At 56.1% G+C, this 16,968-nt stretch carries 15 protein-coding genes and 1 tRNA gene; 8 read left to right on the forward strand and 8 right to left on the reverse strand.

Annotated elements, in window-relative coordinates:
• The coding region (locus BLW10_RS12580) for an ISAs1 family transposase (protein ID WP_143117047.1) at window positions 1-623 on the reverse strand (623 nt) is incomplete at its 3' end.
• 144 nt (window positions 624-767) lie between these two features.
• Here BLW10_RS12580 and BLW10_RS12585 point away from each other — a divergent pair.
• The 3 genes from BLW10_RS12585 to BLW10_RS12595 all read left to right on the forward strand — a co-directional run bounded on the left by BLW10_RS12585 (window position 768) and on the right by BLW10_RS12595 (window position 3,065).
• A tRNA-Thr gene (locus BLW10_RS12585) sits at window positions 768-843 on the forward strand.
• Between the two features lie 264 nt (window positions 844-1,107).
• A complete protein-coding gene (locus BLW10_RS12590; protein ID WP_091335201.1) occupies window positions 1,108-2,532 on the forward strand; it encodes a Ni/Fe hydrogenase subunit alpha in 1,425 nt (474 codons plus the stop codon).
• A 29-nt stretch (window positions 2,533-2,561) separates the two neighbouring features.
• The gene (locus BLW10_RS12595) at window positions 2,562-3,065 is read left to right on the forward strand and encodes a hydrogenase maturation protease (RefSeq protein WP_091335203.1); all 504 of its coding nucleotides are present in this window, start codon (window positions 2,562-2,564) and stop codon (window positions 3,063-3,065) included.
• Here BLW10_RS12595 and BLW10_RS12600 read toward each other — a convergent pair.
• Together BLW10_RS12600 and nagZ are read right to left on the reverse strand one after the other, a co-directional pair.
• Window positions 3,059-3,616 (reverse strand): hypoxanthine-guanine phosphoribosyltransferase, encoded by a 558-nt coding sequence (locus tag BLW10_RS12600; protein WP_091335205.1) that lies wholly within the window; start codon window positions 3,614-3,616, stop codon window positions 3,059-3,061. The two genes, BLW10_RS12595 and BLW10_RS12600, sit on opposite strands and share 7 nt — an antisense overlap.
• Entirely contained in the window at window positions 3,613-4,689 is a 1,077-nt protein-coding gene (nagZ, locus tag BLW10_RS12605) for a beta-N-acetylhexosaminidase (RefSeq protein ID WP_091335206.1), read from the reverse strand. Before nagZ ends, BLW10_RS12600 begins: the two co-directional genes overlap by 4 nt.
• Before the next feature lie 290 nt (window positions 4,690-4,979).
• On the opposite strand from nagZ, the gene ftsH reads away from it, so the two are divergent.
• Window positions 4,980-6,899, forward strand: a complete 1,920-nt coding sequence (gene ftsH / locus BLW10_RS12610; RefSeq protein ID WP_091335208.1) for an ATP-dependent zinc metalloprotease FtsH — start codon at window positions 4,980-4,982, stop codon at window positions 6,897-6,899.
• Window positions 6,900-6,974: 75 nt separating this feature from the next.
• Here ftsH and metA read toward each other — a convergent pair whose 3' ends face one another.
• The 3 genes from metA to BLW10_RS12625 form a co-directional block, all read right to left on the reverse strand.
• Window positions 6,975-8,057, reverse strand: coding sequence for a homoserine O-succinyltransferase MetA (gene metA / locus BLW10_RS12615; protein WP_091335210.1), 1,083 nt, complete (start codon window positions 8,055-8,057; stop codon window positions 6,975-6,977).
• A gap of 107 nt (window positions 8,058-8,164) precedes the next feature.
• Window positions 8,165-9,010, reverse strand: coding sequence for an ATPase (locus BLW10_RS12620; RefSeq protein ID WP_091335212.1), 846 nt, complete (start codon window positions 9,008-9,010; stop codon window positions 8,165-8,167).
• 68 nt (window positions 9,011-9,078) lie between these two features.
• Window positions 9,079-10,968 carry an ATP-binding cassette domain-containing protein gene (locus BLW10_RS12625; RefSeq protein WP_091335213.1) on the reverse strand — a complete coding sequence of 630 codons (1,890 nt, stop codon included), beginning with the start codon at window positions 10,966-10,968 and terminating at the stop codon, window positions 9,079-9,081.
• Window positions 10,969-11,058: 90 nt separating this feature from the next.
• On the opposite strand from BLW10_RS12625, the gene BLW10_RS13875 reads away from it, so the two are divergent.
• The 4 genes from BLW10_RS13875 (at window position 11,059) to BLW10_RS12640 (ending at window position 12,971) form a co-directional block, all read left to right on the forward strand.
• Window positions 11,059-11,250 carry a hypothetical protein gene (locus tag BLW10_RS13875; protein WP_143117083.1) on the forward strand — a complete coding sequence of 64 codons (192 nt, stop codon included), beginning with the start codon at window positions 11,059-11,061 and terminating at the stop codon, window positions 11,248-11,250.
• Window positions 11,247-11,954 carry a Crp/Fnr family transcriptional regulator gene (locus BLW10_RS12630; RefSeq protein ID WP_091335215.1) on the forward strand — a complete coding sequence of 236 codons (708 nt, stop codon included), beginning with the start codon at window positions 11,247-11,249 and terminating at the stop codon, window positions 11,952-11,954. Before BLW10_RS13875 ends, BLW10_RS12630 begins: the two co-directional genes overlap by 4 nt.
• A gap of 117 nt (window positions 11,955-12,071) precedes the next feature.
• Complete coding sequence (locus tag BLW10_RS12635; RefSeq protein ID WP_091335216.1) at window positions 12,072-12,482, forward strand: DUF6858 family protein; 411 nt, start codon at window positions 12,072-12,074, stop codon at window positions 12,480-12,482.
• A gap of 54 nt (window positions 12,483-12,536) precedes the next feature.
• The gene (locus tag BLW10_RS12640; protein ID WP_091335218.1) at window positions 12,537-12,971 is read left to right on the forward strand and encodes a NifB/NifX family molybdenum-iron cluster-binding protein; all 435 of its coding nucleotides are present in this window, start codon (window positions 12,537-12,539) and stop codon (window positions 12,969-12,971) included.
• A gap of 82 nt (window positions 12,972-13,053) precedes the next feature.
• On the opposite strand, the gene lptF is transcribed toward BLW10_RS12640, so the two are convergent.
• Both lptF and pepN read right to left on the reverse strand, forming a co-directional pair.
• Window positions 13,054-14,139, reverse strand: coding sequence for an LPS export ABC transporter permease LptF (gene lptF, locus BLW10_RS12645; protein WP_091335219.1), 1,086 nt, complete (start codon window positions 14,137-14,139; stop codon window positions 13,054-13,056).
• A complete protein-coding gene (gene pepN / locus BLW10_RS12650; RefSeq protein WP_091335221.1) occupies window positions 14,136-16,772 on the reverse strand; it encodes an aminopeptidase N in 2,637 nt (878 codons plus the stop codon). Before pepN ends, lptF begins: the two co-directional genes overlap by 4 nt.
• Window positions 16,773-16,968 lie beyond the last annotated feature (196 nt).

Genomic DNA, 16,968 nt, shown 5'->3' on the forward strand with positions numbered 1-16,968 from the left:
GTCACTTCCGCATGCAGCGTCGGATGGTTATCTTTCAACGCTAGGACGTAGTCAGCTCCGCCCGCCACGAGGGTGCGGGCAATCGCTTTTTGACAACCCATGGCATCTAGGCTCACGGTCGCCCCGTGTAGATCCAGCAGCCCGAGGAGATCCGGAATCGCCGTGATTTCATTGGTTTTCTCTCCGACCGTTTGCTGGGCCAACACCCAACGGGCACGGCTCGCAAAGGCGCTGATGAGGTGCACGCCCGGCGTTGCCCCATCGCGACTGCCACGTAACGTCTTGCCGTCCACACACACCTGCTCACCGGATAACCCAGCCAAGGCCGCCGTTGCCCAGGCCTGGAACGCCTCGGCAAAGGTGTCCGGATTGAGTCGACCGATCACATCGCTCAAGGTATCGTGCGAGGGAATTCCGTTGGCAAGCGTCAGAAAGGTGCGCAACCACGCTTCCTTCTCCTTGCCAAAGGTTTCCATGCCCACCCAGTCCTCGATGCCGCTGAGGACGGCACACAGCACAATCATCAGAATGTCGTGCAGGGAGTGCAACTTGTTACGCGTTTCGCGACGTGGATCGGCAAGATCAGCAAAGTACGGACGGGGATCTAACAATTTCGGCGACATCGGCGGCTCAGGCGTCGAGACAAAAGGTACTTGGCTACCTGCTCAACTGATGATTGTCAATACTCTGATAGCGCGATCGCCCTGCCTGATGCTCGCTAATGCTTGATGTAGATTATAGCTTCGGATATATTAAGCGGCCCATTAGCCGATGTAGCTCAGTTGGTAGAGCAACGCATTCGTAATGCGTGGGTCAGCGGTTCAAATCCGCTCATCGGCTCCATACATTCAAAGACTTACCAACGCACGGATGCGCGTTAAGTCGCCTCAAATCGCTCAAAAAGCGTCCTGTTTTACCCCCCAATTTATCACCCAGCTTCAGCAGCGTTTAGCTGATTAGCTTTGAGTGGCTCAGTGTGTCCGTGCGCGTTGTTTGGGCGAAACTGTTCTGTCAATAGCTACACGCGCAAGGGCGGATAGCTCTGGCGCGGAATACAATGGCACGGGACGCGACATCTGTTCACATCCCACCCGAGGGTATTCTGCTATGAGCCGCACCATCACCATCGAGCCAGTCACGCGCATCGAGGGCCATGCCCGCATCACGCTTCAGCTTGACGCAGATGGTCAGTTAGAGGACGCCCGCTTTCATCTCACCCAATTTCGCGGCTTTGAGAAGTTCTGCGAAGGCCGACCCTACCGCGAAATGCCGGCACTCACCGCCCGCACCTGCGGCATCTGTCCGGTCAGTCACATCATCGCTTCCAATAAAGCCTGCGATCATCTGCTTGCTGTAGACATCCCGCCAACGGCTGACCGGCTGCGGCGGATTATGAATCTGGCGCAACTGGTGCAATCACACGCGCTGTCGTTTTTTCATCTGTCCTCACCGGATCTGTTACTCGGCTGGGATTCGGATCCAGCTACGCGCAACATCTTCGGCGTCATGCGCCAGAACCCAGAGCTGGCGCGGGATGGCATCCGCCTGCGTCAGATCGGCCAGACGATGATTGAGACGCTGGGCGGCAAAAAAATTCATCCGACCTGGGTTGTGCCCGGCGGTGTCGCCGAGCCGTTGAGCGCCGAAAAGCGCGAATCCATGCTCAAGCTGCTGCCCGAGGGGCTGGAAATCGCCAAACGCACCTATGCGTTTTATAAAACGCTGGTGCCGAAATTCAAAGATGAGGCCGCGCATTTTGGTACTCAGCCGACGCTATTTTTGAGTCTGGTCACGCCACAGGGCAATTTAGAGCATTATGATGGTGTACTGCGCGTGAAAGATGCGCAGGGGCGAATTTTGGAAGATCAGGTACCGCCAGAAGAATACGAGCGGCTGATTGGCGAAGCGGTCGAGGATTTCAGTTACATGAAATTCCCCTATTACAAACCGCAGGGCTATCCGCAAGGCATTTATCGCGTCGGCCCATTAGCACGGCTGAATAATGTTCAAGCGTGCGGCACGCCCTATGCTGATGTGGCGTTAGCGGAATTTCACATGCTTCAGGATTCCGGCCCGATTGTCAGCAGTTTTCATTATCACTATGCGCGGCTGGTCGAAATTCTATACGGCTTAGAAATGATCGAACGACTGCTTAAAGATCCGGCTATTTTAGAGACGCGGGTACGAGCGCGAGCGCGGAGTAATCGCTATGAAGGCATCGGTGTTTCCGAAGCACCACGCGGGACGCTGATGCACCATTATCGCATTGATGATGATGGCTTGATTACTTGGCTTAATTTAGTGATTGCGACCGGACATAATAATCTGGCAATGAATCAAGCAATCCGCGAAGTTGCACAAACCTATGTTGACGGCAATCATCTGCAAGAAGGGATGCTCAATCGCGTCGAAGCAGTGATTCGTTGCTATGATCCCTGTTTATCCTGTGCCTCGCACGCTTTTGGTCAAATGCCGCTGGTGATTGAATTGCGCGATGCAGCGGGATCCGTCGTTAATCGGCTGACGCGCTGACGCACAGACTGATGCCAATATCAATATCAATGCCCACGCACACATTGATTATCGGTTATGGCAGCCCAATTCGCGGTGATGATGCGATTGGTTTAATCGCGGTTGAGCGATTAGTCGAACGCGGTTTAGCGGCTGATGTAACTGCATTAGCGCGGCATGTGTTGACGGCAGAATTAGTCACCGAGCTGGAATGCTGTCAACGGGTGATTTTTTTGGATGCGGCGGCGATTGGTGAGCCGGGTGCGATAGCAGTGCGGCGGATTGCGCCGGATGTAACGGCGCATTCAACGCTGGCGCATGTGCTCGATCCAGCGGAATTGCTCGCGTGGTGTCAGCGATTATTTGGGCACGCACCGGAAGCCTATTTAATCACTGTCACCGGCGCGTGCTTCGATTATGCGCATTGCCAATTAAGCCCTATTGCGACGGCAGCGTTGGAACACTTGATTGCGCAGGTTGGAAATTGGTTACTATCTGAATCAGCCTCGATTCTAGCCAATTCAGACAGCACAGATTGCGGTGACAATCAATAATCGACCTCAGCGACCGCATAAATTCCCGGCGCATTGCGGAAATAATTTTTGTAATCCAATCCATAGCCATATAAATAGCGATCTGGTAGACAAATCCCGACGACATCCGCTGTACAGGCATGGGGGCGTTCTTTTTCAACTAACACCGCTGTTGTGACACTCGCTGCGCCATCTTCATAACAGGCGCGGACAATTTGATCTAAGGTGATTCCTTCATCGAGAATATCGTCGAGCACTAAAATATGCTCGCCGCGAATCGCTTCAGATGGCCGATGCCGCCAATCCAATTCACCGCCGCGTGTGGCCCCTTGATAGCGGCTGGCGTGGATATAATCGAGCCGCAATTGAAAATTAAGTCGCGGTAGTAATAACCCGCTGACCACTGTGCCCCCAGTCATGACGCATAACACGAGCGGATCTTGACCGGCGAGGCGTGCTGTCAGGTCAGCGGCCATGCGGTCGAGCGCCGCGTCGATGTCGGCAGCGGTGGCGAGGCATTCGGCGCGACTGGCGACAGCGGCATAGGTTTCTGGATTGAGCTTTTGAGTCATAATGTTGGCTCTGGATTAGTCGGATCGTTGAACGGCAGATTCAGCGTATCCAGTGATTCAAGTTCAGCAACGTAGCGTACCGCCCGCTGCCAGTTGGGATGTTCGTGTAACTGGGCACGATCCAGCGGCTTGCGCCCGTGCATGCGCATCAGCCGCAAACTGGTTGCGGGATCGCAGTGAGCGGCGAACGCCTCCAGCATGGCGACGGCCGCCGGGCGATTGTTACAGATTAGAAGCAGATCGCAACCGGCTGAGATCGCGGCCTGTGCCCGCTCAACCGGCTCGCCACCGGCAGCAGCGGCGGCCATGTTGAGATCATCGCTAAAAATCACGCCCTGAAACTCAAGCTGTTGGCGCAAAATGGTGCGCAACCAGAACGGCGAAAATCCTGCCGGGCGAGCGTCGATGCGCGGATAGACGACATGCGCTGGCATCATCGCCTCTAATCCCTGCGCGATCAGGCGTCGGAAGGGGACAAGATCGGCTAAATCCAGATCGACAAAGGGACGGGGATCCTGCGGTAACTCGGTATGTGAATCTGCGGCCACGCCACCATGTCCGGGAAAATGCTTGCCAACACATGCCATGCCCGCCTGACGGGTGCCGCGCATCCAGCTTGAGGCTAGTTCACCGACCGTCTGCGGATCGGCGCTCAACCCGCGATCTCCGATCACTTGACTGATGCCGCGATCCAGATCGAGCACCGGGGCAAAGCTGAAATCCACGCCCACCGCCCGCAACTCAGCGGCCATCAGCCAAGCAATGGATTCGGCTGCCGCCCGCGCCTGCGCCGGTCGTGTCTGATAAAGCTGACCAAACCGCCCTGCGGCGGGCAAGCGCGTAAATCCATCGCGGAACCGCTGCACCCGTCCGCCTTCCTGATCGACGCCGATCAACAGCCGAGGCTCGCGCACGGCGTGAATGGCTGCGGTCAGCGCCGCAAGTTGTGCGGGCGATTCATAATTTCGCGCAAAAAGAATCACGCCGCCGACGGCTGGATGACGCAACACAGCGCGGTCGGCGGCGGTGAGTGTCGTTCCCGCCAAATCGAGCATGATAGGGCCGAGTGGCATAGATAAACCTGTAGTTGAAATCCGTCACACACACTTAATACTACGTCGAACGCCTGGGTGCTACTGGCACACCTAGCACGCTGGAGGCTGAAAGCTGGTGGCTCAAAGGCGCAAAGGCTCGCCGCTCGAAGCCGAGCTGAAACCCTGATATTCTCAAATTGCTGCACACTGCCGCGCACAACCCAGTTGGATTTATCGCCCCCGACCCGATCTAACCTGTCACGATCCAGCGTTGGTGCTGACACCGCGCCCTGATTCCCGATGTGGTCAACGAGGATAGCCCGAAAACTATGAATGCCAAGATCCTGAATATTCTGCTTTGGATTGCCGTCACCTTCTGGTTGGTGATGATGCTCAACAGCTTCACCACGTCCGATCAGGTCGAGACCCGTACACTGAGCTACAGCCAGTTCCTGCAAGAACTCTCCAGCGGTACCGTCAAGGAAGTCACCATTCAGGATGAAACTATTTTAGGGATGCGCAGTGATAGCTCGCGCTTTGAAACCTATGATCCGGGTGATCCGGGGTTGGTCGGCGATCTGCTCAAACATAACGTCGTCATCCGCGCCAAGCCGCCCGAGCAGCCGAGCCTGTTGATGCAGTTAGTCAGCGCGTGGCTGCCGTTCGTCGTGCTGGCCGGAATCTGGATTTGGTTCATGCGGCGCAGTGGTGGCGGCGGGGCTGGTGGGCTGTTTAATTTCGGTAAAAGCCGCGCCCGCCAGCACGCTGAGGGCGAGGTGCGCGTGACCTTGCGTGATGTGGCGGGGGTGGAAGAAGCCAAAGAAGAAGTCGGCGAATTGGTCGATTTTCTGCGCAATCCGCAGAAGTTTTCCAATCTTGGCGGTCGCATTCCGTGTGGTGTACTGATGGTTGGCCCGCCCGGAACCGGTAAAACACTGCTGGCGCGGGCGATTGCGGGTGAAGCTAAGGTGCCGTTTTTCACCATTTCCGGCTCGGATTTCGTCGAAATGTTCGTCGGTGTCGGTGCATCGCGGGTGCGTGATTTGTTCGAGCAAGCGAAAAAAAGCGCCCCCTGCATCATCTTTATCGACGAAATCGACGCCGTAGGCCGCAAGCGGGGCGCGGGTCTCGGTGGCGGACACGATGAGCGCGAGCAGACCTTAAATCAGTTACTCGTTGAGATGGACGGCTTTACTGGCAATGAAGGCGTGATCGTGATTGCCGCGACCAACCGCTCTGATGTACTTGATCCGGCGCTGCTGCGTCCGGGCCGTTTTGATCGTCAAGTCGTGGTTGGACTGCCGGATTTGGCTGGACGCGCCGCGATTCTCGAAGTCCACATGCGCAAGGTGCCGATTGCCGAAGATGTCGATGCCCGCACCATCGCACGCGGCACGCCGGGCTTTTCGGGCGCGGATTTGGCTAATCTGGTCAACGAAGCGGCGCTGTTTGCGGCGCGTTCTGGGCGCGAAGATGTCGGCATGGATATGTTCGAGAAAGCGAAAGATAAGATCATGATGGGCGCAGAACGGCGCAGTATCGTGATGTCGGAGTCGGAAAAGAAGTTAACGGCCTATCACGAAGCCGGACACGCGATTGTCGGACGGGTGGTACCTGAGCACGATCCGGTGCATAAAGTCAGCATCATCCCGCGTGGTCGCGCACTGGGTGTGACGCTGTTTCTGCCTGAACGCGACCGCTATAGCATGAGCAAGCGTCAGTTGGAAAGTCAGATTTCCAGCTTATTTGGCGGACGTTTGGCCGAAGAAATGATCTTCGGGCCGGAGCAAGTGACGACCGGTGCCTCGAACGACATCGAACGCGCCACCGAGATTGCTCGCAAAATGGTGACGCGGTTTGGTCTCTCCGACACGATGGGGCCGCTGGCCTATGCTGAAGATGAGGGCGAGGTGTTTTTAGGGCGCTCGGTGACTCAGCAACGCCATGTGTCGCCGGAAACGGCGCTGGCCATCGATCAGGCGGTGCGCGACATCATCGACCGCAACTATCAGCGCACCAAGCAGATTCTGGAGGACAACCTCGACAAACTGCATACGATGGCTGAGGCGCTACTAACCTACGAGACCATCGGCAAGGATCAGATCGACGACATCATGGCCGGGCGTCCGATGCGCGAACCCGATGAGCATGGCGGCGGACAGTCAAGCAATGCGACTGGTGGCGGGCGTGGCGCAAAACAGGGTCAGAGCGCAACCGGTCAGCCGCCAGTGGCGATTGGGGGAGTTTGAGTTTAGAAGTGTTCTGCGTGACGAAGCGGGAGCTTCGTCACGATAAAAAGATTTTTTCCGCGTTATTCAGCGATTTCAGCGGCAAAAAACACCCGCCAACCCCAGCGGATCACGCGGATCAATACCCGCCATGAACGTCTGACGACGATCAAGATGCGTGAGTTGATAAATCAGCCCCATCCAATTCCCAATCACACCCTCAGCGGTATCGTGCCAAGTATTATTTAAACTGGCGGTAATCAGCCGTTCGGGTAATTCAGGTGGCGTGTGTTTCTGCGCGAGTGCTATTAAAACCCGCTGGCGATGTTCATCCAAAATCGCTCGCGCCTGAAGTCCGAAATAATGATCGGGAAAGGGTGGATAATCAGGCCGCGCACCGCTCACAAAACGTCCCACTTCGCGCTTATATTCTTTAAGCAGTGAAATCGTGTCATATTCAGGGTGCCCCTGAAACAATACCTGCCGAAAACCATCAGGACTGACAGCGATATGCACACCAGCTTCATCACTTTCGACCAGCACCTGTAATCCAGCGCGAGTGAATTGTTCGTGGCTGATGTCATTAAACCGCGAATGCGGGACATCAAAGCAGGTATTGACATCGGCGACCAATGGATGTGTGCGTTCCAGCACGCGATGCGGAAAGACACCCCAGCGTTTTGTGGCTTGGCGTCGCCGCTTTTCGCCATAGCGGAATTGCATCACGGCATGGGTCGCTAGACACGAACAGAGCGTCGAACAGACATTGTCATAGGCCCAATCAACCACTTCAATTAGCGGTTGCCAAAAGGGCTCAAGGGCTAAATCTGGCCCGGTGACATTGGCACCGGTAATAATCAGTGCGTCTAATCCTTCGGCGCGGATGTGCTCAAATGATTGATAATAACGCTCGATATGTGCGCGTGCTTCGGGGCCGCGTGTTAGTTCTTTGAGCGTAAAGGGATGGACATAAAATTGCGCAATTTGGTTGCTCTCGCCAATTAAGCGAAAGAATTGGCGTTCAGTGGCCGCTAAGGCCGCGTCTGGCATGATGTTGAGCAGCCCGATATGTAATTCGCGGATGTCTTGATGGAGCGCAAGCGTTGGATCAAGTATTTGTTGGCCTTCTTCGCGCAGTCGCGCAAAGGTGGGTAGGTCATTATGGGCGACGATGGGCATAACAGCGGCGTTCAGTCAGCAGCAATCGAGCAAAAAGCAAATGCAGTTCGGGAGCCGCAGAAAGCGCGGAAAAACGCGGAAATTTCGCCGAACTGCTCGGTTTTTATTTAAGCGGCACGCGCAATCGCGGATTCAACGAGGGAGAGAAAATCCGCTTCATCTCGCACTTGCGCGACATCTTCTGATGAAACTGTATAGCCGTGCGGTTGGGCGATGGCTTCATAGCGCGGCACCCGTGAATGAAAGAGACGCGGAAATACCCAGCGCGTAAAATCATTGGGTTCAATTTGCGCGACATAATCGAGTTGGCGCAGGTCTAAATAGTCTTTTACCGCTGTTTGTAAAAAGTCTGGGCGATAATATAGCGGCTTGGGATCGGCTTGGGCGCGTTCGATGAGTTTGATTTCATCAGCTTCAGGCACGCGAATATAGAGAATTAAGCTGTGTTGGGCGAGCATTTCTATCACTCGCGGTTCGTCGAGTTCGCACAGACTGCCGCCGACATCATTGACGAGATGGGCGTAGTTATAGACTTCGTGTGCTTTGCGCACAAATTCTGGTAAATCAAGCATCGCGGCAATTTCCGCTTGGCGATAGAGCGCCTGCCGTCGGCTAAATTCATCAAGCGGTAAGCCACCGTGTTCGGGGTTGCCGAGTTTGCCAATAAAACTTAACACCGGGCCAAGATCGTGAATTTTTATTACATTGCGAATGGTGATCCAATCACGGCGTAAGAGATCGCGCAAAAATGGATCGCGCATGGCGTGCGATTTGATGAGATCCAAAATCGGTTCGTCAAGATAGCGGGTGCCGATGCGATAATCGCCGGAATAATGAAACCAATCACTGCGTCGCAACAGTGTTGATAGATGGGTTTTACCCACACCGGACATGCCTAGTAGGGTGACACATTTACGCTTCCAAGCGCGGAATTGCTCGACCGTGAATTTCACTGCTGTGACTCCAAATCAATTAAAAGATTGAAAGCAATCGGGGCGGATGCCGTGCGCGTGTGGGCGCTTTATTCGCGCTCGGCGAGCAATTCCCAACGCGCATAGGCGGCAGTTAGCTCGGTTTCAATGGCAGCTAAACGCGCTTGCACGCTAATCACGGCTGCGCCATCACTTTGATAAAGCGTCGGATCCGCTAAACGGGTGTGTAATGCGCTTTGCTCGTGTTCAAGCGCCTCGATCCGTTCGGGCAATTCGGCCAGTTCGCGGGTTTCTTTATAGCTGAGTTTATCGCGGCTGGGCTTGGATTGTGCTGTCGGCGGCGTAGCCGGGCGCGTGTTTGCTTTGGGCGCGGCGACAATCGGACGCGGGCGTTGGCGCAGCCAATCTTCATAGCCGCCGACATACTCGCGCACAATTCCGTCGCCTTCAAACACCAACGTACTGGTGACGACATTGTCGAGCAGGGCGCGATCATGGCTGACTAGCAGCAGCGTACCGGCGTAGTTCACCAGTAATTCTTCAAGCAATTCAAGGGTTTCGGTGTCAAGATCGTTGGTCGGCTCGTCAAGCACCAGCAGATTGGCCGGACGTGTAAACAGTTTAGCCAGCAACAGGCGATTGCGTTCGCCGCCCGAGAGCGCCTTGACCGGCTGGCGGGCGCGTTCCGGTGTAAACAAAAAGTCTTTGAGATAGGACAGAACGTGACGACTGGCCCCATTGATGTCGATTTGATCGCTGCCGCCAGCAACATTATCCCAGACGGTTTTTTCGGGATCGAGCTGGGCGCGCATCTGATCGAAATAGGCAATCTGGAGATTGGCTCCGCGCTGAATCCGCCCCTGTTGCGGCTCCAGTTCGCCGAGTAACAGCTTGAGTAGTGTGCTTTTTCCAGCACCATTGGGGCCAATGATGCCGATTTTGTCGCCGCGCAGAATCAGCGTCGAACAGTCACGAATAACGGTTTTCTCGCCCCAACGCTGGGTCACATTCTCGGCTTCCACAACCAGCTTACCGGAACGATCCGCGTCACTTACACGAATCCGCGCCGCGCCCTGTAATTCGCGCCGCGCTCGCCGTTCATCGCGCATCGATTCGAGCGCCCGCACCCGCCCTTCATTGCGCGTGCGTCGCGCCTTGATGCCTTGACGAATCCAGACTTCTTCCTCGGCAAGTTTGCGATCAAAGTGCGCATTCGCCTGTGCTTCGGCGTGCAGGCGTTCTTCGCGGCGGCGCAGATAATTAGCATAATCGCCAGGCCAGTCGCTGAGCCGTCCGCGATCTAATTCAAGAATGCGCGTAGCGACCCGCTGCAAAAAGCGCCGATCATGGGTGATAAATAGCAGCGCACCTTGAAAGCTGACCAAAAATTCTTCTAGCCAAGCGATGCTCTCAATATCGAGATGGTTGGTCGGCTCATCGAGCAGCAATAAATCCGGCTCGACCACCAACGCCCGCGCCAGCATCACCCGTCGTTGCATTCCGCCCGAAAGCGACTGGAGCGGCGCGTCAGCATCCAGCCCCAACCGCGAGATAACACGCTCAGTGCGTTGTTCGATTTCCCAACCGCCCTGTGTTTCTAACTGATGTTGCAGTTCGGCCAGTCGCGCCAATTCCTGTTCACTGGCATCTGCGCCGAGGGCGTGCGAGCGGCTGAAATATTCATGCACCAGTGCTCCCAGCGCCCCCAGTCCCGAAGCGACGACCTCAAACACGCTCGCCTCAACCGCGCCGGGCACTTCTTGCGCCAGCCGCCCGATGCGCAGTCCTTGATTAACATGCACGCGCCCACTGTCGGGCTGCACCTCGCCGGCGACAATGCGCAACAGCGTCGATTTGCCCGCCCCGTTGCGCCCAATCAAGCACAGACGCTCGCCGCGCTCGATAGCAAATGAAACAGAATCGAGCAACGGCGGCAGGCCGTATGACAGACCGATAGAATCGAGAGTAAGCAGGGTCATACGTTTTCCTGGGGAATCACAAACGCTAAATACTGTCGGAGCTGGGTCGGGACATCTGGCGCACCGCGCCGACGCGATTCTGTGCTATCCATGCGTTTTATCAATGACAGCCTTGTCCCGCCCACATCACCGACTTCGGGTACTATTGTAATGGAACTTGGCTCGCGCCAAGCGCGTCCGTCTCCAGCTCATGCCGACACGATGTCCCTCAATCCTGACCTGAGCGCCGCGCCGCCCGCTGTGGCAGCGGTGTACTGTATAGGAGCCTATCAACGCCGATGACAAAAGCTGTTTCACTCCGCGAAGCCTGGTCTGGTGAGGCCAACTGTCTCAACTGCGCCCTACGCACCTCGGTGCTGTTTTCGGGTCTACATGAACCCGATTTTGCCCGCATCCATGACCCCATTGATCAGTATCGACTCAAGCCCGGACAGCATCTCTATCTCGCCGGTGATAGCGGCGAATACCTGTTTACCGTGCGCTCGGGGATGCTCAAACTGGTGCAATATCTGCCCGACGGCAGTCAGCGGATCGTGCGCATCGTGCGCAGTACCGATGTATTGGGGCTGGAATCACTGCTTGATGAACGCTATCAACACGATGCCATTGCGCTACATGCCACTGAAGTCTGTCGCTTTCCGGCGCGACTGGTGCGCGATCTCGGGCACGATAATCCGCTGGTACATCGGGAACTGATGGCACGTTGGCAACACGCTTTGACCGAAGCCGATGCCTGGCTAACCGAACTCTCGACCGGCTCGGCGCGGCAGCGCGTGGCGCGGCTGCTGCTGCGGCTGGTGCGCGACCGCGAAACCAGCGAATGTCCACTATTTAGCCGTGAAGATATGGGCGCGATGCTCGGCGTGACCACCGAAACGGCCAGCCGCACCATTGCCGAGTTCAAGCGTCAAGGATTATTGGTGGAAACGGCCCCGAATCTGTTTTTACTCGATATTCCCAATTTGCGGCGGCTGGCTGAAGATTGAGCGCCATTTGAGCCAAGCGCAGTGCGGACAGCTTGCGCAATTTCAATGCGGCCTCGGTGTCGCACACTTTACGCTTATGCGACTCCGCTCATTTCGCTTTGGCTGCGACACGCCGCTATGAATCAATCACTGACAGTTGCCGAATACCCGATTTATTCACTCGAACTCACACGCGAAGAAACGCCCTTCGATTCGGTCGAAGCAATTTGCGGTTATTTTCGTGCCTGCATTGAATCGCATCGCAGTGCGGTATTTATTGCCGAGTTCGATCATTACGCCCACACCTGTTCCCTGCCCGAAGGTCATATCGGCGAAGAGATTCGCGCCGCGAAAAATCTGGTATTTTGCTTTGGCATCTCATTGCCCAAACCGGAATTATTAGCCTGCCGTCCGCGCTCAATTGGTGTCGCCGAAACCGATCATGGTTTTTTAATCACTTTTATGGAAACCCCCATGCCGGTCGCTAATTCGGTGATGGAAGATTGGGCGATGGGTTTATGTCAGCAACTGGTGACTGCTGTCGCCTAATCTAAAACACAGGTTTCTATTCGCCAACGCTTGCTGTTTTTTGGAATCCCAATCATGCGCATCGCTGTTACCAGTCAGAATTTCCGCACCATTACTGGACATGCCGGTAAAACGCGGCGTTTTTTAATTCTCGAAGCCGATGGGCAGACCGCGCCGGTTGAAATCGAACGGCTGGATTTACCCGCTGGTCTAGCATTGCATGACCATCACGGCACCGATCATCCGCTATTTGCCGCTGGGGTTGAAGCCGTGTTGACGCAGAGCGCCGGCGGCGGTTTTGTGCAGCGTCTTGCCCGCGAAGGCATCGCAGTGCATATCACCAGCGCGACCGATCCACTGAGCGCAGCGGCGGATTTAGCCGCCGGTCGGCCGCTGCCTGCCGCTGCGCCGCATGATGAACACGCGCATAATCATGGGCATACGCATGGACACGGACAGATTAAAGCGTCCGGTGCGGCAGTTCAGCTCCAGATCAAAACGCCAAAATAGTCCGCGTTGCATCGCTAACGCTTTGTAATCTAAGCGGCAGCTGTAAGTGCTTGCCGCTTCCAATATATCAGCAACATTCCAGCTATCCCCGCCGCCACAACCACCGCCATCCCACCCGATCCGGCAACAGCAGCAGATGCACACATGCCAGAATCGCCACCTGATACCAGAGGCTGCCGAGCCAATCCGGCGTCACGCCCGCTTCCATCCAGCGTTCGGCCAAGCGTTGCAGATTAAAAAAGCTGAAATACGCCAGCAGTGCCAGCAGAATACGCCCCGAGGTTTTTTGACGCGGTGAGGGATCAATTAGTGGAATCGCCAACAGCGCCAACGTCAGAATCGACACCGGTGCGGCCAGCCGTTGTTGTAGCTCGACGCGATCAATCAGCGTCTGCGAACGCCACAGCAGCGGCGTGGCAATCGCGGCACGTTTGCTTAACGCCTGCTGAGTCGGCCCAGTTCCGGCAATGCGTAGCTGATACTGGTCAAATTGGCCGATTAAATAGGCTCCCGCGCCCGCCTGCCCATCAAAACGATGCCCGTCAAATAACGTGACCAGATGATCGCCGCTGGCGTCTTCCAGCCGATGCCGTCCGGCGGTGCTGACGACTAAGCGCGTTTTGCCGCTGCGTTGATCGAGCACGAACACATCGCCGAGCGCCTTGCGGCGGTCAATCGCGCCGATATAGACCACAATCTGTCCGGCAACATAAAAACGTCCGGCTTGCAGTCCGGCGATCTGCGCTGCCTGTTGCTGTTGCTGTAAACGAATTTCGTAGATACCTGCTGCCGCCTGCGGTTTGAGCACCAGCGCCACCCAGCCGGTCACCAGCGCCACCGGCAGCGCCAGCAGTAGCAGTGTGCGATACAGATGCGGCGGCCCGACTCCACACGCCTGCATCGCAATCAATTCGCTGTCGCGTGACAGGCGCGATAAGGTCATTAACATCGCCAAAAAAAACGCTGGTGGCAGCAAACTGGACAGATTGCGCTGAATCTGTAACCCCAGATAGCGAAACACCACATCGCTGCCCAGCCCGCCGAGATTGACTTCTTCCAGCGTGCGCAGAAACATCAAGCTGGCCATGATGAGCACCAGCACCAGCACGATGACCAAAAATGCTTTGGTCACCTCGCTGAGTAGATAGCGATCCAGTCGCCCGATCACGCCAACGCCTTTGAGACGACCTCGAACGCATCCGCCGACAGCGTGCCGCAGCCCAGCACGCGCTCTAATTCCCCACGCATCAACGCCTGCCGCGCTAGATCAAAGCGCCGCCAGCGCAACAACGGCTTGAGGAGACGCGCCGCCAGCAGTGGATTGATCGGATCGAGTTCCAGCACCTGATTGACCAACAGGCGATAACCGGCCCCATCGGCGGCATGAAAGCGCACCTGATTGACGTTGCTAAAGGTGCTCACCAGACTGCGCACGCGGTTCGGATTCAACGCGCTGTAATCGGGATGCTGCAACAGCGCCTGCACCCGCGCCAACGCATCATCACGCGGCGCGGCAGCTTGCACCGCAAACCATTTGTCGATGACCAGCGATTCACCTGACCAACGCGCATAAAAGTGCGCCAGCGCCGTCTCAGCCAGCTCGCCACCCTGCGCAACCAGCAGCCGCAAGGCGGCTAGGACATCAGTCATATTCTGTTCAGCGGCAAACTGCGCCTGACACAATGCCAAGCCTTCGGCGTCATTCGCGTGAACCAGATAGCTCAGGGCCAGATTTTTCAGCGCCCGCCGTCCGACCGCTGCCGGATTGAACGCATAGGGGCCGGTCTCGGTGTTGGCGTGATAGACCGCGAGCAGTTCGGCGCGTAACTGGCTGCCGAGATAGCGCGTCAATTGCCGATACGCACGATGCAAACCCTCGACATCAATCACCGTCATCCGGTCGCTTAAATAGGTGTCAGTCGGCAGCGTCAACACCTCGGCACGCAATGCGGGATCTGCTTGGGTATCGCACAACGCTTGCTGAAATGCGCCGAGATAGGCCGCTGAGATCGGCGCATCGGCATCCGCCGTCAGCGCCAACAACAGCCGTTCGTGCAGCGTTTGCGCCGCATCCCAGCGATTAAACCCATCGCTGTCATGTGCCATCAGCAGCAGCCGTTCGTCCACGCTCAGATCATCCACCACCTGCACTGGCGCGGAAAATCCACGCAGTAACGACGGCACCGGACGTGCGTTCAGCCCAATCAAGGTGAAGCGGTGTTCGGCGTCAGTCAGCTCCAGCAGCCGGGTTCCGGCGGCGGGTGGTTCGGGTTCGCCGTCTAACCAGACTGGATAATCCGCGCCATCTGGCCCGATCAATCCAACAGCAAGCGGAATCTGGAACGGGAATTTTTGCGGCTGACCGGGCGTGGCGGGTGTTTCTTGGCGGATGGTGAGCGTATAGCGGCCAGCATTTGCGTCGTATTCGCTGTGAATATGCAACGTCGGCGTACCGGCTTGGGTATACCAGCGGCGGAATTGAGTGAAATCGCGCCCGCTGGTTTCTTCCATACAGCGCACAAAATCCTCGGTTGTCACCGCCTGTCCATCATGGCGCGTAAAATACAAATCCATTGCCCGCCGGAATACTTCCGGCCCGAGTAACGTCGCCTGCATTCGCACCACTTCCGCGCCCTTGTCATACACAGTCGCGGTATAGAAATTATTGATTTCAATATAGGATTCTGGCCGCACCGGATGCGCCAATGGCCCAGCATCTTCAGCAAATTGATGGGTACGCAATGTTCGCACATCACGAATGCGTTTGACGGCCCGCGAGCCAATATCCGAGGAAAATTCTTGATCGCGGTAAACCGTCAACCCTTCTTTTAAGCTTAATTGAAACCAATCACGGCAGGTGATGCGATTGCCCGTCCAATTATGGAAATATTCATGGGCAATGACGCTTTCAATACCATCAAAATCGGTATCAGTCGCGGTATCCGGTCGCGCAAGCACGAATTTATCATTAAAGATATTGAGTCCTTTATTCTCCATCGCGCCCATATTGAAATGACTGACAGTGACGATCATGTAAATATCCAGATCGTATTCACGGCCAAAGCGGTGTTCATCCCAGCGCATTGCAGTTTTGAGCGAGCGCATCGCGTGCTCGCCTTTATCGCGATCCGCTGGATCGACAAAGATTTGCAGCGCCACTTCGCGCCCCGACGCTGTGACAAAGCAATCTTCGCGCTTAAATAACTCACCGGCGACCAGCGCAAACAGATAACTCGGTTTTGGGAACGGATCGACCCAGGTCACGCTGTGGCGACAATCGGGCAGGGTGGCGCGGGCCACTGGATTGCCGTTCGATAGCAACACCGGATAGCGCAGCGGATCGGCAATCAGCGTTGTCGTGTAACGCGCCATCACATCGGGGCGGTCGAGAAAATAGGTGATGCGGCGAAAGCCCTCGGCTTCACATTGCGTGCAGAGCAACGCGCCGGACTGATACAGCCCTTCAAGCGCGGTGTTGGCGCTGGGGTGAATTTCGACCTCGGTGTCGAGCGTGAAACAATCGGGAACCCGATGCAGCGTCAAGCCGCGCTCATCGACCTGATATTCAGCCGGCGGCAGCGGATGACCATTGAGCGCCACCTGCCGCAACTGCAACTGTTCGCCATGTAGCCGCAGATCACTGGAATCGCGGGTAGCTGCCGGATTGCGCCGCATGGTGAGCCGCGCTTGCACACGGGTGGTTTCGGGATCAAGTTCGCAGCGCAGTTCAACCTGATCGATGAGAAACTCAGGTGGGCAGTAATCCTTGAGATAAATCGGAGCGGGTGTTTCGTGATACATGGGCGTGAACCTGAAAGCGTAAGCGCAAATGATGGCTTGAAAGTGTACGCGAACGACCGAACTTGACCCAAGTCACGACTGCGACGAAGCTCGCATGTCTACCCCTCATTCAAATCTGCGCTTTTCTAAGCCAATCTAGGCTTTTGAAGCGCACAGTTGAGGGTGCAGGGTCAGGTCTGTGAGACCTACGTTGAAC

The organism is Allochromatium warmingii (assembly GCF_900107145.1).
Lineage (GTDB): Bacteria > Pseudomonadota > Gammaproteobacteria > Chromatiales > Chromatiaceae > Thermochromatium > Thermochromatium warmingii.

What these genes read in the sequence shown, in the direction of transcription:
- BLW10_RS13875 (WP_143117083.1), top strand. Translation starts at nt 11,059, where the DNA reads ATGCGTTTTATCAATGACAGCCTTGTCCCGCCCACATCACCGACTTCG.
- BLW10_RS12595 (WP_091335203.1), top strand. Translation starts at nt 2,562, where the DNA reads ATGCCCACGCACACATTGATTATCGGTTATGGCAGCCCAATTCGCGGT.
- BLW10_RS12600 (WP_091335205.1), bottom strand. Translation starts at nt 3,616, where the DNA reads ATGACTCAAAAGCTCAATCCAGAAACCTATGCCGCTGTCGCCAGTCGC.
- pepN (WP_091335221.1), bottom strand. Translation starts at nt 16,772, where the DNA reads ATGTATCACGAAACACCCGCTCCGATTTATCTCAAGGATTACTGCCCA.
- BLW10_RS12630 (WP_091335215.1), top strand. Translation starts at nt 11,247, where the DNA reads ATGACAAAAGCTGTTTCACTCCGCGAAGCCTGGTCTGGTGAGGCCAAC.
- BLW10_RS12640 (WP_091335218.1), top strand. Translation starts at nt 12,537, where the DNA reads ATGCGCATCGCTGTTACCAGTCAGAATTTCCGCACCATTACTGGACAT.
- BLW10_RS12635 (WP_091335216.1), top strand. Translation starts at nt 12,072, where the DNA reads ATGAATCAATCACTGACAGTTGCCGAATACCCGATTTATTCACTCGAA.
- nagZ (WP_091335206.1), bottom strand. Translation starts at nt 4,689, where the DNA reads ATGCCACTCGGCCCTATCATGCTCGATTTGGCGGGAACGACACTCACC.
- metA (WP_091335210.1), bottom strand. Translation starts at nt 8,057, where the DNA reads ATGCCCATCGTCGCCCATAATGACCTACCCACCTTTGCGCGACTGCGC.
- BLW10_RS12625 (WP_091335213.1), bottom strand. Translation starts at nt 10,968, where the DNA reads ATGACCCTGCTTACTCTCGATTCTATCGGTCTGTCATACGGCCTGCCG.
- BLW10_RS12590 (WP_091335201.1), top strand. Translation starts at nt 1,108, where the DNA reads ATGAGCCGCACCATCACCATCGAGCCAGTCACGCGCATCGAGGGCCAT.
- ftsH (WP_091335208.1), top strand. Translation starts at nt 4,980, where the DNA reads ATGAATGCCAAGATCCTGAATATTCTGCTTTGGATTGCCGTCACCTTC.